The 13,513-nt window shown below is 40.1% G+C and carries 14 protein-coding genes; 8 read left to right on the top strand and 6 right to left on the bottom strand.

The window, feature by feature from the left end; translation table 11 throughout:
* From BMZ55_RS01570 to BMZ55_RS01550, 5 genes are read right to left on the bottom strand one after another with little or no spacing between them, the layout of a single operon-like run.
* Nucleotides 1-1,302 carry a cryptochrome/photolyase family protein gene (locus tag BMZ55_RS01570; RefSeq protein ID WP_089818052.1) on the bottom strand — a complete coding sequence of 434 codons (1,302 nt, stop codon included), beginning with the start codon at nucleotides 1,300-1,302 and terminating at the stop codon, nucleotides 1-3.
* On the bottom strand, nucleotides 1,295-1,945 hold the full coding sequence (locus BMZ55_RS01565) for a MarR family winged helix-turn-helix transcriptional regulator (RefSeq protein WP_089818050.1): 651 nt from the start codon (nucleotides 1,943-1,945) through the stop codon (nucleotides 1,295-1,297). The genes BMZ55_RS01570 and BMZ55_RS01565 overlap by 8 nt, the downstream gene beginning before the upstream one ends.
* A 7-nt stretch (nucleotides 1,946-1,952) precedes the next feature.
* Nucleotides 1,953-2,648 carry an SDR family NAD(P)-dependent oxidoreductase gene (locus tag BMZ55_RS01560; RefSeq protein ID WP_089818048.1) on the bottom strand — a complete coding sequence of 232 codons (696 nt, stop codon included), beginning with the start codon at nucleotides 2,646-2,648 and terminating at the stop codon, nucleotides 1,953-1,955.
* Nucleotides 2,648-3,964 (bottom strand): ABC1 kinase family protein, encoded by a 1,317-nt coding sequence (locus tag BMZ55_RS01555; protein ID WP_089818046.1) that lies wholly within the window; start codon nucleotides 3,962-3,964, stop codon nucleotides 2,648-2,650. Before BMZ55_RS01555 ends, BMZ55_RS01560 begins: the two co-directional genes overlap by 1 nt.
* The gene (locus BMZ55_RS01550; RefSeq protein ID WP_089818044.1) at nucleotides 3,961-4,632 is read right to left on the bottom strand and encodes a TetR family transcriptional regulator C-terminal domain-containing protein; all 672 of its coding nucleotides are present in this window, start codon (nucleotides 4,630-4,632) and stop codon (nucleotides 3,961-3,963) included. Before BMZ55_RS01550 ends, BMZ55_RS01555 begins: the two co-directional genes overlap by 4 nt.
* Before the next feature lie 87 nt (nucleotides 4,633-4,719).
* Between BMZ55_RS01550 and BMZ55_RS01545 the strand changes: the two genes are divergently transcribed.
* From BMZ55_RS01545 to BMZ55_RS01515, 7 genes are read left to right on the top strand one after another with little or no spacing between them, the layout of a single operon-like run.
* On the top strand, nucleotides 4,720-6,192 hold the full coding sequence (locus tag BMZ55_RS01545; protein WP_089818042.1) for a phytoene desaturase family protein: 1,473 nt from the start codon (nucleotides 4,720-4,722) through the stop codon (nucleotides 6,190-6,192).
* Nucleotides 6,189-7,034 carry a phytoene/squalene synthase family protein gene (locus BMZ55_RS01540; protein ID WP_089818035.1) on the top strand — a complete coding sequence of 282 codons (846 nt, stop codon included), beginning with the start codon at nucleotides 6,189-6,191 and terminating at the stop codon, nucleotides 7,032-7,034. The genes BMZ55_RS01545 and BMZ55_RS01540 overlap by 4 nt, the downstream gene beginning before the upstream one ends.
* Nucleotides 7,034-7,492 carry a hypothetical protein gene (locus BMZ55_RS01535; RefSeq protein WP_089818033.1) on the top strand — a complete coding sequence of 153 codons (459 nt, stop codon included), beginning with the start codon at nucleotides 7,034-7,036 and terminating at the stop codon, nucleotides 7,490-7,492. The genes BMZ55_RS01540 and BMZ55_RS01535 overlap by 1 nt, the downstream gene beginning before the upstream one ends.
* A gap of 3 nt (nucleotides 7,493-7,495) precedes the next feature.
* Nucleotides 7,496-7,969 (top strand): sterol desaturase family protein, encoded by a 474-nt coding sequence (locus BMZ55_RS01530; protein WP_089818031.1) that lies wholly within the window; start codon nucleotides 7,496-7,498, stop codon nucleotides 7,967-7,969.
* Between the two features lie 3 nt (nucleotides 7,970-7,972).
* Nucleotides 7,973-8,686: a lycopene cyclase domain-containing protein gene (locus tag BMZ55_RS01525; protein WP_089818029.1), complete on the top strand. Its 714-nt coding sequence runs from the start codon at nucleotides 7,973-7,975 to the stop codon at nucleotides 8,684-8,686.
* Nucleotides 8,676-9,161 carry an SRPBCC family protein gene (locus BMZ55_RS01520; RefSeq protein ID WP_089818027.1) on the top strand — a complete coding sequence of 162 codons (486 nt, stop codon included), beginning with the start codon at nucleotides 8,676-8,678 and terminating at the stop codon, nucleotides 9,159-9,161. The genes BMZ55_RS01525 and BMZ55_RS01520 overlap by 11 nt, the downstream gene beginning before the upstream one ends.
* Nucleotides 9,158-10,585 carry an SDR family oxidoreductase gene (locus tag BMZ55_RS01515; RefSeq protein WP_089818025.1) on the top strand — a complete coding sequence of 476 codons (1,428 nt, stop codon included), beginning with the start codon at nucleotides 9,158-9,160 and terminating at the stop codon, nucleotides 10,583-10,585. Before BMZ55_RS01520 ends, BMZ55_RS01515 begins: the two co-directional genes overlap by 4 nt.
* A gap of 1 nt (nucleotide 10,586) precedes the next feature.
* On the opposite strand, the gene ggt is transcribed toward BMZ55_RS01515, so the two are convergent.
* Nucleotides 10,587-12,272, bottom strand: coding sequence for a gamma-glutamyltransferase (ggt, locus tag BMZ55_RS01510; RefSeq protein ID WP_089819354.1), 1,686 nt, complete (start codon nucleotides 12,270-12,272; stop codon nucleotides 10,587-10,589).
* A gap of 265 nt (nucleotides 12,273-12,537) precedes the next feature.
* Between ggt and BMZ55_RS01505 the strand changes: the two genes are divergently transcribed.
* On the top strand, nucleotides 12,538-13,503 hold the full coding sequence (locus BMZ55_RS01505) for an NAD-dependent epimerase/dehydratase family protein (RefSeq protein ID WP_089818023.1): 966 nt from the start codon (nucleotides 12,538-12,540) through the stop codon (nucleotides 13,501-13,503).
* Nucleotides 13,504-13,513 lie beyond the last annotated feature (10 nt).

Raw genomic sequence — 13,513 nt, 5'->3', positions numbered from 1 at the left:
TCAGCTGTTTTCAAGACCAGATTTATAAGCATTTAAAGCTCTTTCGCGCGCAAACTTATGCTCGATCATCGGTTCCGGATAATCTTTTGACCCAAATTCCGGCACCCATTTTTTAATGTAAATAAAATCCGGATCGAACTTTTTTTGCTGCTCCATCGGGTTAAAAATCCGGAAATAGGGCGCCGCATCGCAACCGCTTCCCGCACTCCATTGCCAGTTTCCGTTGTTTGCTGAAAGATCATAGTCAAGCAGTTTTTCCGCGAAATAGGCTTCACCGATTCTCCAGTCCATCAAAAGATGTTTGGTGAAAAATCCGGCGCAAACCATGCGCACGCGGTTGTGCACAAATCCTGTTTCGTTCAGTTGGCGCATTCCTGCATCAACAAGCGGATAGCCGGTGTTTCCCGTTTGCCACTTTTTTAAATTTTCTTCGTCGAAAAGCCAGGCAATTTCGTCGTATTTTCTTTTAAATGACTGATGAACTACGTGTGGGAAATGGAAAAGAATCTGCATGAAAAATTCCCGCCAGATCAATTCCTTTAAATACGTTTGGTTAAAATTTGCCGCTGACGCAGCTAATTTTCTGATGCTTACCGTTCCGAAGCGCAGATGAATGCTCATCTCCGAAGTTTTCACAGTCGGAAAATCTCGTGTTTCGTGGTAATTTTTAATGATTTCAGGATTGAAATGCGGAATTTCAAAATTCAAAGAAGTTTTTTCAAAACCGATTTTTTCACACGAAATATTTTGCTTCTCAACATCAATTAAATGATGCAGCAAATTTTCGCTGAGATATTCTGCTGATTTTTCGCTTTCGAATTGCATTAGCCATTTTTTAGAATATGGTGTATAAACCGTGTACGGCGTGCCATCGGGTTTTACAATATCGTTTTTATGAAAAATTACCTGGTCTTTAAAAGCGAAAAAATTTACCCTTTTAGCGGCTAAAAATTCCGCTATTTCAGCATCCCTTTTAATTGCTGCCGGTTCGTAATCTTCATTGCAGAACACCGCTTCCAGATCATATTTTTCCGAAAGTAGCTGAAAAACTTCTAAAGGTTTTCCGTGAAAAATTTCGATCGATTTGCCTGTTTTTTCTAAAAACGCATTTAATGTCTGTAAAGTCTGAACAATATAATCAACGCGTTTGTCTGCCTTATTTTCTAATTTCGACAGAATATCTGTATCAAAAATAAAAATCGGCAAAACTTTCTCGGAAGTTTCAAGTGCGCGAAAAAGTCCGTGGTTATCGCTTAACCGCAGATCGCGCTGAAACCAGAAAACTGTAATTTTTTCAGCCATTTCCCACCATTTTCAGGATTTTTTCCGGGTCTTCATTCCGCAGGTTCGTGTAAACCGTATGGTGAAAAGTATTCAGCTTTTTCAGTGAATTCAGCAGCTGCTCCTTTTCTTCCGAACTAAGTTTGCCGCACATGATTTTTGAAACCACCGTGATATCCTGCATTGCTTGCTGAAAAACTTTTTTCCCTTTTTCAGTCACCGCGATACGAGTGCTTCTTTTATCATTTTCATCGGGACTTTCTTCGATCAAACCATTCCGAACCAGCCTTTTAATAATTTCAATTCCGGACTGTTTTTCGTGCGCGTTTTTCTCGATCAGCTGCATCTTCGTGAGCGACGGATAGTCCATGAGGCGGAAAAGATAAGTGAAATCTTCGTTGATGAGATCGCTGTGATTTTCCAGTGATTTTTTAATCAAATGCTTAGAATATCGGCCCAGCATAATCACCTGTTTCGCGATTTCATTTTCGAGGTCGAAAACTTTTAAATCATATTTTTCCGTCAGATTTCTCGGATTTTCCCTTTCATAAGCTTTTTCGTTCAGGTACAGCCGAAAATCTTCCAGGGTTGGCTGGTTGCTGTTCTGGCTTTTTTGAAAAGTATCAAGCTCCGACAGAATCTCAATGACTAAATTTAGTTCCATACCGATATTATAATTTTATATTACCTAAACCTCCGTCTACACCAATAATTTGACCCGTCATCCAGGAACTTTTCTCGGAAAGTAAAAATTCCACCAATTGCGCGCTGTCTTCAGGCGTGCCGATTCTTTGAAGAGGATGCCGATTTGCTGCGGCGATTTTTTTATCCTCCGTGGAGAGAAGGTGGTCAGCAAGCGTGGTGTCGGTAAGTGAAGGCGCTATTACATTCACCCGTATTTTGGAAGCAGAAAGTTCAGCAGCTAAACTTTTAGCAAAACCTTCAATTGCACCTTTGCTGGCAGCAATTGAGGTGTGGAAAGGCATCCCGAGCTTGGCTGCCACGGTGGAGAATAGCACGATGCTGGCGCCACGAGATTTCTTTAAAGCAGGTAAAACTTTCTGAATAACCTTTACAGCGCCCAAAAAATTTTGGTTAAAATCCGCTAAAAAATCGTCTTCCAAGAGGCGGTTAAAAGGCCGTAAATTGATGCTGCCGGGGCAGAAAACCAAACCGTGCAATTCCTCCGGCAGCTTTAAACCTGAGAGGTCATCCTTTGTAACATCGGCTTTATAGAATGTTGTATTTAATGCCTCTAATTCCGTGGTTAAATTTCTGGAAACCGTGAAAACATTTTCTGTTTTTAAAAGTTTTGCGCTCGCTAAACCAATACCTTTTCCGGCGCCGATAATCAGAATATTTTTCATCAGTCGGTAAAGTTCTTATAATTATTAATTCGGATTTCTTTCGCGTTAATCTCGTGCATCAAATTGAAAAGTCCGAAAAACGTACGGTTCATGTAAATAAAATGTTTGGAGCCGCGGTTTGCATTTCTACCTTTAATTTGAGTGTTTTTCGCGTATTTCTGACCGAGGTCTGCAATAGCTGCGAAAAATTTGGCGTCCGAAAAATCGAAAGTTTCGTCCTGGAATGGTGTCGTAAACAGGAAAAGCAAGTCGTAGAAAATTTCGGTAAAAAATGCTTTTTCCTCGGGTGAATCGTCAGGTCTGATGATTTCCAGTTCCAGTAATTTCCGGTCAAAAAACGCCTTATTTTTCAGGTTTTCTCTTGACGCAAGTTCAAAATACGGAACGTAAAAATCCTCCGGAATGCTTTTCATACAGCCAAAATCTATGGCCGTTAAAGTTCCGTCGTCAGTCACCAGAAAGTTTCCGGGATGCGGATCGGCGTGAACTTTTCGCAGCTCATGAATCTGAAACATATAAAAATCCCAAAGCGCCTGCCCTACTTTATTTGCTTTTTCCGGATCGGTGTTTTCCGCACAGAAAGTCGAAAGATGCTTGCCGTGCATCCAGTCCATGGTGATGATTTTGTTGTTCGACAGTTCCGGATAATAATCCGGGAAAATTAAATTCGGCAAATTTTCACACTTTTTCCTGATTTCCAGACTTTGCTCAATTTCCAGTTTATAATCGGTTTCTTCCAGCAATTTATCTTCAACTTCCTTAAAATATTGGTCGGAATTTTTGCCTTTTATATTAAACATTTTCATGGCAATTGGCTTTACCATCGCCAAATCGGAGGAAATGCTGTCGGAAACTCCGGGATATTGAATTTTTACTGCGAGTTCCTTTCCGTCTTTAAAAGCTTTGTGGACCTGTCCGATGCTCGCCGCATTGCTGGAAGTGCTATTGAAAGAATCAAATAATTCTGTCGGCTTTTTACCGAAATAATTTTTGAAAATTTTGTTCACCAAAGGCGCAGAAAGCGGCGGAACCTGGAATTGCGACAGCGAAAATTTTTCTACATATGCAGCGGGCAGAATATTTTTTTCCATGCTGAGCATTTGCGCGACTTTCAAAGCGCTGCCCTTCAGTTCTTTTAAGCTGTCATAAATATCTGAAGCATTATTGCTATTCAGATTTTCCTTGGCTTCGTCTTCGGTTTTGGTGATTTTTTCACCGTAATATTTCAGATAATTTACGCCAACTTTGGCTCCGGTGGAAATTAATTTGCTTGCGCGCTGTATTTTACTGGTAGGAATTTTGTCTAATGTTTTCATGAATTGGGTCTCACTTTTTCGTTAAATAAAAATTTTCCCAGATCCAGCAGCTTTTTAAACGGTTTTACGTCAAGCAAATCCATGCCTGTGTCTACGGATTTTTCGATGAAAATATCGGTTTTTTCGAAGTTTGAACTCGTGTCATCAAGCCAGAATTTCAGCGTTGCCAAAAACTGTCCCCAATAAAATTCCTCGATTCCTTTGTTTTTAATTCTTTCCAACTTCATTTTGCTTTCCGAAGAATTTCCCAACATGGAATCTGTAACATCAAGACTTTTTATAAATCTTAAAAATTCGGCCTTTAAAGCCCATAATTTTTTAAAATTCTGAAGGTTGTTTTTTTCCTGACCAATGAGGTAAATCACCAAAGTCCGGTTCAACGTAAGCTGTTCGAAAAAGGTAAAGTAAAAAGAAAGCAGCTTATTTTTCGGCGTCTCCATTATATAAGATTCTTCCGCGGAAATCAGCAGCAAAGTTTGCTCAAGGAAATATTTTAAATAATCAGCTTCCAGCTGGTCAAAATTGGCGTAATAAAAATAAAAATCGCTTTCTGAAATCTCGTGATCATCGCAGAAAGTAAAGACATTCAGCGGCTTTCGGTTATTGCGAAGGACATAGTTGGAGTACAGCTCCAAAATATTTTCCTGTGTTATTTCTGTATTTTTCATATCTTCTCTGTGTATTAAAGCACAAATTTAGTAAAAAAATTTTCTATTTAAAAAATAAAAGTATATTTTTGTTCCATTATAAAATTAATGAAAAAAGTTGTAATCATCGGATCTGGTTTTTCTGCGCTCGCTTCTGCCTGTTATATGGTGAAAGCTGGTTTTGCAGTGCAGGTTCTGGAAAAAAATGAGCAGCTTGGCGGGCGCGCTTCGATGTGGGAAAAAGATGGTTTTAAGTTTGACATGGGTCCGAGCTGGTATTGGATGCCTGATATATTTGAACGTTTTTTTTCTGATTTTAGTAAAAAAGTTTCAGATTATTATTCCCTTGAAAAATTATCGCCGGCTTACCGCGTAGTTTTTGGTAAAAACGATTTCATCGATATTTCCGACGATCCAGAGAAAATCATTGAAAAATTCGAAGAAGTTGAATCCGGAAGTGGCGCGCATCTCAGAAAGTTTATGGCGGATTCGCGGAAAAATTACGAAATCGCGATGCAGGATTTGGTTTACAATCCTGGAAAATCGCTTCTGGAACTTGTAAGCTTTGAAACAGCAACACGTCTTCCGCTGTTTGTAAAAAATATCTCCGAAACCGTCCGAAAAAACATTAAAAATCCAAAGCTCCAAAGTATTTTAGAATTTCCGGTTTTATTTTTAGGCGCAAAACCGCAGAATACGCCGGCTTTTTACAATTTTATGAACCACGCGGATTTCGGTTTAGGAACCTGGTATCCGAAAGGTGGTTTTAATGCTGTGGCACGTGGCATAGTAACTTTGGCTGAAGAATTGGGTGTGGAATTCCACGTCAATCAGGAAGTGACGAAAATTGAAACAGAAAACAATGTGGTAAAAAAAGTGATTACCACGACAGATTCCTTTGATGCTGACATCGTAATTTCCGGCGCTGATTATGCACATACAGAAAAACTGCTCAAACAACCGGAAAAAAATTACAGCGACGATTACTGGATGAAAAAAGTTTTCGCACCGTCGTCCTTTCTATATTATGTCGCGTTCGATAAAGAAGTTCCGGAATTGCACCACCACAATTTGTTTTTCGATACCGATTTTGGCCGGCACGCGGTGGAAATTTACGACGAACCGCAATTGCCAAAAAAACCGCTTTTTTATGCCAATTTTTCTTCAAAAACAGATAAAGATCTCTGTCCGCCAGGAAAAGAAGTCGGATTTTTTTTAATTCCTGTTGCGGTAGATTTAGAAGACGGCCCGGAAATTCATGAACAATATTTCGAGCTGATTATGGATCGAATTCAGAAAAATATAGGCGTTGACCTTCGAAAAAATGTTCTGTTCAAAAGAAGTTTCGGCGTTCAGGATTTTAAAGACCGTTACAACTCCTGCCGCGGAAACGCTTACGGATTGGCTAATACTTTGCTCCAAACTTCGGTACTGCGGCCCAGCATCACCAATAAAAAGATTAAAAACCTTTTTTATACCGGACAACTTACGGTTCCGGGACCTGGTGTGCCGCCGGCTTTAATCTCCGGAAAGGTGGTGACAGACTACATTCTTAAACATGAAAAAAACACGACCAGATGAATAATTTAGAAATTTTTAATGAAGTCTGCGGTCAGTCATCCAGGCTGGTGACGGAGCGCTACAGTACCTCTTTTTCGCGCGCTTCTACCCTTTTTCAGCCCGAAATCCGCCAGCATATTTACAATATTTACGGATTTGTACGCTTGGCGGATGAAATTGTAGATACTTTTCACGATTTCGATAAAGCAAAACTAATGGCGGAATTTGAACAGAATTATCACCTCGCTCTCGAAAACGGCATTTCGCTGAACCCAATTTTGCAATCATTCTGCACTACACAGCGCGAAAAAAATATTCCGCAGGATCTTGTCGATTCTTTTCTGTATTCAATGAAAATGGATTTGGATGAAATTAAAAACCTGAATGACGAAAAGTATAACGAATATATTTACGGCTCGGCCGAAGTGGTGGGTTTAATGTGTTTAAAAGTTTTCGTAAACGGAAATGTGACAGAATATGAAAAGCTGAAACCTTACGCACAAAGCCTTGGCGCAGCTTTTCAGAAAATAAATTTTTTACGGGATATAAGCGCAGATTTTAACGATTTAGATAGAACGTATTTCCCGAATGTAGATTTCCGGAATTTTTCGGCTGCTGATAAGGAAAAAATTGAGCTGGATATTGCAAAGGATTTCGCGCACGCAAAAACCGGAATTAAAATGCTGCCGTTAACCTGTAGACTGGCAGTTTTTATGGCGTATAAATATTATTTCAATCTCTTTAAAAAAATTAGAAAAACGAAACCGGAACTTCTTTTAACCAAAAGAATCCGCGTTTCGAATGCAAGAAAAATCTATCTTTTCGGGGAAATGATTTTAAATAAAAACCTGAATTTGCTTTAATGAAAAAAATTAGCCTTTTATTACTCCTTTTTTTTATGAACGTCACCAACGCTCAAAACCTTAAAGATTACCGTACCCTTCTTCAGAAAGGAGAAAACTCTGAAGTTGCGGCAAAAATGCTGATTGAAAAATCTTCGTCAGCTTTTAACGAAACGAAGGAACCGATTTACGCCGGATTTTTAGCGGTCGGAAAGTTTTTTATGGCGAAACACGTTTTCAATCCGCTGAAAAAAATGTCTTATTTCAACGAAGGTAAAAAAACGATGGATGCGGCGGTAAAATCTGACCCGAAAAACCTGGAAGTCCGTTTGATGCGGCTTATCACCCAGGAAAGTGTACCCAAACTTTTGGGTTATTATCAGAATATCGAAGAAGACCGAACTTTTCTTACGAGAAATTATAAAAATTCGGCTGATAAGGACCTAAAAACTTACATCAAAGCGTATTTAAAATTGTAAAAAATGGACTTTACTGGATATATATTTTTAACGATAGCCGTGGTAATTACCATGGAGGGAGTAACGTGGCTCACGCATAAATTCATCATGCACGGTTTGGGCTGGTATCTTCACGAAGATCACCACCAGCCGGGTTATCCGCATGTTTTCGAAAAAAACGATGCATTTTTCGTAGTTTTTGCCATTCCAAGCATGTTGCTTTTTTGGTTCGGAACAGTAGACGGCATCAACTGGATGTTTTTTGTCGGCCTCGGAATTTTAATTTACGGAATCTGCTATTTTCTAGTTCACGATGTTTTGATCCACCGCCGTTTTAAATGGTTTGACAAAACCAATAACTGGTATTTCCGCGGACTTAGAAAAGCGCATAAAATGCACCACAAACATCTGGGCAAGGAAGACGGCGAATGTTTTGGAATGCTGTATGTTCCGATGAAATATTTTCGCGAAGCGCGTTTATCCACTTTAAAAAAATAAATTTTGCAGTCCTACTATTATCTTCTCCTCGATTTTTTCAGCTTTATAATACCCTTCCTGTTCAGTTTTGAAAAAAAGCGGATGCATTTTATTCAGCACTGGAAGGCTTATTTTACGGCGATAATCTCCGTCGGGATTTTCTTTATTTTATGGGACAGCTATTTTGCGTACAATGATGTTTGGGGTTTTAATGACCAATATTTAGTCGGTTGGCGAATCTTAAAATTACCGATTGAAGAATGGCTTTTTTTCCTTTTAATACCTTACGCCAGCGTTTTTATCCATTATTCACTGAAATATTTTTTTCCGCAAATTATTCTTTCTAAAAAAATTACGCATTTTATTACTTATATTTTATTTGCAGTTGGTTTGGTTTTGTCGGTTTTCAATTACGATAAAATGTACACTTTCGTCTGCATCGGACTTTTCACGGTTTTGATGTTGCTGCAAATTATTTTTGAATGGAGTTATGCCCGAAGATTTTATCTCAGTTTTATGATTATTTTTATTCCTTTCTTTTTTGTGAATTCTGCGCTGACGGGAAGTTATTCGGAAAATCCCGTGGTTTTTTACGACAATTCCGAAAATCTCGGCATTCGGCTCGGCACCATTCCGGTGGAAGATACTTTTTACTGTTTCGCGCTTCTGTATTCAATCACTTTGGTTTTCGAATATCTGAAAACGAAAAAATTATTCCGTTCCAGCCATGAAAATTAATTTGACCAAACAATCAGGAATTTATACGCTGACCTCGGAGCAGGTTTTGCCATTATCTTTAGAAAAAGCCTGGGAATTTTTCACATTGCCGACGAATTTAGACAGAATTACACCGAAGGAAATGGAATTCAGAATTACAAATAATCCGCCAAATAAAACTTACAAAGGTCAGATTATCACTTACAAAATTGGCGCTTTACCTTTCATTAAATCCAATTGGATTACGGAAATCACGCATCTGGAAGAGCAAAAATTTTTCGTCGATGAACAGCGATTCGGACCTTATGCGATGTGGCATCACGAACATCATTTTAAAGCAGTTTCGGACAACGAAGTTTTAATGACGGACATCGTTAATTTCAAGCTGCCATTCGGAATTTTGGGTGATTTATTGGCGGGAAATTATGTAAAAAATAAGGTGAAATTTATTTTCGAAAGCCGCTATGAAATCTTGGAAAAAACATTATTATCATGAAAATTTTACTCACTGGCGGCACCGGTTACATAGGCAAAAGACTTCTGATTCAGTTGCTCGAAGAAGGTCACCACGTGGTGTGTTCTGTGCGTGATAAAAACCGGTTCGGTTTAAAACTTTTTAAAGATAAAATCGACCAGATTGAGGTTATTGAAAACGATTTCTTAGATGAATCGAGCTTAGAAAATATTCCGAAAGATATTGAAGCTGCGTATTATTTAATTCATTCCATGTCGTCCAGCGACGGAGATTTTGAACAAAAAGAAAAAATTTCTGCCGATAACTTTCGAAAAGCTTTAGAAAAAACAGCCGTAAAGCAGGTAATTTTTCTCACTGGAATCATCAATGAAGAAAAACTCTCGAAGCATTTACAATCGCGGAAAAATGTGGAAGAAGCTTTGCAAAGTTCGGTTTACAATTTAACGAGTTTACGCGCAGGAATTATCGTGGGTTCTGGCAGTGCGTCTTTCGAAATCATCCGTGATTTGGTAGAAAAGCTTCCGATCATGATCACTCCAAAATGGCTGAACACCAAATGTCAACCGATTGCCATCCGAAATGTGATGCAGTTTTTAGTTGGAGTTTTAGGAAAAGAATTTACCTACAACCAAAATTACGATATCGCCGGCACCACGGTGGTTACGTACAAAGAAATGCTTTTGCAATATGCAAAAATTAGGGGCTTAAAGCGGCAAATTTTTATAGTCCCTGTGATGACACCGAAATTATCGTCTTACTGGCTCTATTTTGTAACATCAACAAGTTACTCGCTTGCCGTAAATTTGGTGGACAGCATGAAAATCGATGTGGTGGCAAAACCGAATAATCTGGCTGAAAAGCTCGGTATTCATCTATTTTCTTACGAAGAAGCCATCCGTCAAGCCTTTGATAAAATCAAGCAAAACGATGTTTTGTCCAGTTGGTTTGATTCTTTTACCAACCAGTTTCACAACAGGAAAGTTTGGCAATATCTGGAAGTGCCGACGGAAGGCTGTTTTAAAGATATCCGAGAGGAAAAAGTGGATGATGTAGAAAAATCTCTAGACCGAATCTTCAGCATCGGCGGTAAAACAGGCTGGTATTACGCAGATTTTCTCTGGAAAATCCGCGGGCTTTTAGATAAACTTTTTGGTGGTGTAGGATTACGCCGTGGCCGCCGAAATATGAGTGAGTTGGAAGCCGGCGATTCCGTGGATTTTTGGCGCGTGCTTTACGCCAATCGCGAAGAAAAACGCCTTCTGCTTTTCGCTGAAATGAAACTTCCCGGTGAAGCCTGGTTGGAGTTCAAAATAAAAAATGGCGTCCTGCATCAGGAAGCCACTTTTCGCCCGCTAGGTTTATCGGGCAGACTCTATTGGTATTCCGTTTTGCCGTTTCACGGTTTAATTTTCAACGGAATGCTGAAAAAACTGGCTGGAAAATAATTTATTCCACCGCTACGGAATCATCGCCGCGACCATCTGCAATAGCGACCGCATTTCCATTTTCATCGATTACGATTACTTCTGTACGACCGATTTGCGCAGTTTTTTCGATGGTATATTTGTTTTTTACCAAATCGGCAACCGTTGTTTCGGGGAAATTCCTTTCGATTAATACTGATTCCGGCAGCCACTGATGGTGAAATTTCGGTGAATTAATCGCCATGTTTGGACTTAATTTAAAATCGATAATATTCACGATGGTTTGAAAAACGGAAGTTGGAATGGTTGTTCCGCCCGGCGTTCCCACGATGATATAAGGTTTTGAATTTTTCAGAACAATGGTTGGCGTCATGGAACTCAACATTCTTTTTCCGGGTTGAATGGAATTCGCTTCGCCGCCGACCGCGCCAAACATATTTGGAACACCGGGTTTTACAGAAAAATCATCCATCTCGTTATTCAGGAAAAATCCGGCACCGGAAACCACGACTTTGCTGCCGTACAAACCATTTAAAGTAGTCGTAACCGCGACCGCGTTTCCGTCTTTATCGATGATGGATATATGCGTAGTTTCCGTGGATTCTTTTGATTGTGGAATAATTTTACCAACTTCAGCGGTTGGCGTAGCGCGGTTCATAGTAAAAGTTTTCCATCGGTTTTTTAAATATTTTTCGGAAATCAGCATTGCGGTTTGGTCTTTAATAAAACCCGGATCACCCATAAATTCCGCTCGGTCGGCGAAAGCGCGTCTTTCAGCTTCGACCATAATTTGAACGGCGGGCGTGGAATTGTGCTGATATTTTTCCAGATTCTCAAATGACGTCATTTTCAGCATCTGTGCGAGTAATATTCCGCCGCTGGACGGTAACGGCATGGAAACAACTTCGTTTTCTTTATAATTAAAAGTGATCGGTTTTCTTTCCACCACCTTGTAGTTTTTCAGATCGGCTAAAGAAATAATGCCGTTTCCGCGCTGCATTTCTTTGACAATTAAATCTGCGGTTTCGCCTTCATAAAAACCTTTTGCCCCGTTTTTCTGAATGAGTTTCAGGGTTTTTGCCAATTCTTTCTGAATTAAAATTTCTCCCGCCTTCCAGGGCATTTTTTTCTGAAATACCGTGGCGCTTTTATTGTGCTGATGGAAAAATTCCATTTGATTATTAAGCAAATTTGCTTCTTTTTGGGTGATTGCAAAACCCTGTTCCGCCAAATCGATTGCGGGCTGAATAAGTGTTGACATCGGCAGGTTGGCGTGTTTCAATGTCGCATAAAACCCCGCTACAGAACCGGGAATCCCGACCGCTAATCTTCCGTTTTGGGAAAGATCGGTGTTTGCGTTTCCTTTTTTGTCGAGATACATATCTCGCGAGGCTTTTGCGGGTGCTGTTTCGCGGAAATCTATGGTGAATTTTTCACCGTTTTTTTTCACGCCGACTAGAAATCCGCCACCGCCGATGTTTCCCGCCTGTGGATAAACGACCGCCAAAGCGTATTGTGTGGCGATGACCGCATCGAAAGCGTTGCCGCCGGCTTTCAGTATTTTTGCGCCGGCTTCGCTGGCTAAAGGATGCGCAGAAACCACGAGACCTTTGTCTTTGGTGTGGATTTCCTTGACGATATTAATATCGGTAAATTGTGCGAAAACAAATTGGGACAAAAGAAGAAAGGAAAGAAAGAACTTTTTCATGCTGAAGAATTTTACCAAAATTAGGAAAAAAATGCCCAAATAGCCGCTAATTTTTTTTGGTGCGGTTACCGCGACCCGGCTTGAGTGGAGCTCTTTTTGCGGAGCGCAGCGGAGCAAAAAAGCGGGAACGGAAGACGGAAGTTGTCGCCCAAAAAAAATAAGAAAATTATCTTTAGAAGCCGTTAAATGTCACCCAAAAAATTCCGCCTAAAAACGGGTAATTTTAAGCGATTTTTCTAAATTTGTGGAAATCTAAAATCAACGCATGGAATCTCACACGGAAAAAACACTTATTACAGGCGCTCTGGGCCAAATCGGAACTGAACTTACAAACCGCCTGGTGGAAATACACGGCGCGGAAAATGTGGTTGCATCCGGACTGGACCGCTGGGACAAAAGCCTGACTTCCGCGGGATTTTATGAAAGAATGGACGTTACCAACACGCAGCTGGTGCGCCAGGTGATTAAAGATTACGAAATTACAACCGTTTACCACCTTGCGTCGTTACTGTCCGGAACGTCGGAAAAACAGCCGCTTTTCGCCTGGAAACTGAATTTGGAACCGTTGATTCAGTTTTGTGAAATGGCAAAAGAAGGTTTGATACAGAAGATTTTCTGGCCGAGCTCCATCGCGGTTTTTGGGAAAGGAATTCCAAAAGAAAATGTGGGTCAGGAAGTAGTTTTGAACCCAACAACGGTGTACGGAATCTCGAAAATGGCGGGCGAAAAATGGTGTGAATATTATTTTGATAAATATGGCGTGGACGTGCGCAGTATTCGCTATCCGGGCTTAATTTCCTGGAAAACTCCGGCAGGTGGCGGCACAACTGATTATGCAGTGGAAATTTTTTATGAAGCTGTAGAATCGGGAAAATACACGAGTTTTATCGCCGAAAATACCGGAATGCCAATGCTTTACATGGAAGATGCGATCAACGCGACGCTGAAACTTATGGCAGCGCCGAAAGAAGATTTAAGTGTGCACACTTCGTACAATTTGGGTGGCTTGTCTTTTACGCCGAAAGAATTGGCGGCAGAAATTCAGAAAGAAATGCCGGATTTCAGCATTGATTACCAGCCGGATTTCCGGCAGCAGATTGCAGATTCGTGGCCGGCGTCGATTGACGATTCAGTGGCGAAAAAAGATTGGAGCTTAACTTACGATTATGACATCAGCGAAATGACGAAAGACATGCTGAAAAATCTGAAGGTAAAACTGCAAAAAAATTAAATTTTACAAA

The sequence above is a fragment of the Kaistella treverensis genome (assembly GCF_900114045.1).
GTDB lineage: Bacteria > Bacteroidota > Bacteroidia > Flavobacteriales > Weeksellaceae > Kaistella > Kaistella treverensis.
This window is presented reverse-complemented; position numbering and strand designations above follow the sequence as displayed.

Excerpts from the sequence above, each read along its gene's own strand:
- BMZ55_RS01540 (WP_089818035.1), top strand. The coding sequence starts at position 6,189 with ATGAATAATTTAGAAATTTTTAATGAAGTCTGCGGTCAGTCATCCAGG.
- ggt (WP_089819354.1), bottom strand. The coding sequence starts at position 12,272 with ATGAAAAAGTTCTTTCTTTCCTTTCTTCTTTTGTCCCAATTTGTTTTC.
- BMZ55_RS01520 (WP_089818027.1), top strand. The coding sequence starts at position 8,676 with ATGAAAATTAATTTGACCAAACAATCAGGAATTTATACGCTGACCTCG.
- BMZ55_RS01545 (WP_089818042.1), top strand. The coding sequence starts at position 4,720 with ATGAAAAAAGTTGTAATCATCGGATCTGGTTTTTCTGCGCTCGCTTCT.
- BMZ55_RS01570 (WP_089818052.1), bottom strand. The coding sequence starts at position 1,302 with ATGGCTGAAAAAATTACAGTTTTCTGGTTTCAGCGCGATCTGCGGTTA.
- BMZ55_RS01550 (WP_089818044.1), bottom strand. The coding sequence starts at position 4,632 with ATGAAAAATACAGAAATAACACAGGAAAATATTTTGGAGCTGTACTCC.
- BMZ55_RS01515 (WP_089818025.1), top strand. The coding sequence starts at position 9,158 with ATGAAAATTTTACTCACTGGCGGCACCGGTTACATAGGCAAAAGACTT.
- BMZ55_RS01530 (WP_089818031.1), top strand. The coding sequence starts at position 7,496 with ATGGACTTTACTGGATATATATTTTTAACGATAGCCGTGGTAATTACC.
- BMZ55_RS01535 (WP_089818033.1), top strand. The coding sequence starts at position 7,034 with ATGAAAAAAATTAGCCTTTTATTACTCCTTTTTTTTATGAACGTCACC.
- BMZ55_RS01555 (WP_089818046.1), bottom strand. The coding sequence starts at position 3,964 with ATGAAAACATTAGACAAAATTCCTACCAGTAAAATACAGCGCGCAAGC.
- BMZ55_RS01560 (WP_089818048.1), bottom strand. The coding sequence starts at position 2,648 with ATGAAAAATATTCTGATTATCGGCGCCGGAAAAGGTATTGGTTTAGCG.
- BMZ55_RS01565 (WP_089818050.1), bottom strand. The coding sequence starts at position 1,945 with ATGGAACTAAATTTAGTCATTGAGATTCTGTCGGAGCTTGATACTTTT.
- BMZ55_RS01505 (WP_089818023.1), top strand. The coding sequence starts at position 12,538 with ATGGAATCTCACACGGAAAAAACACTTATTACAGGCGCTCTGGGCCAA.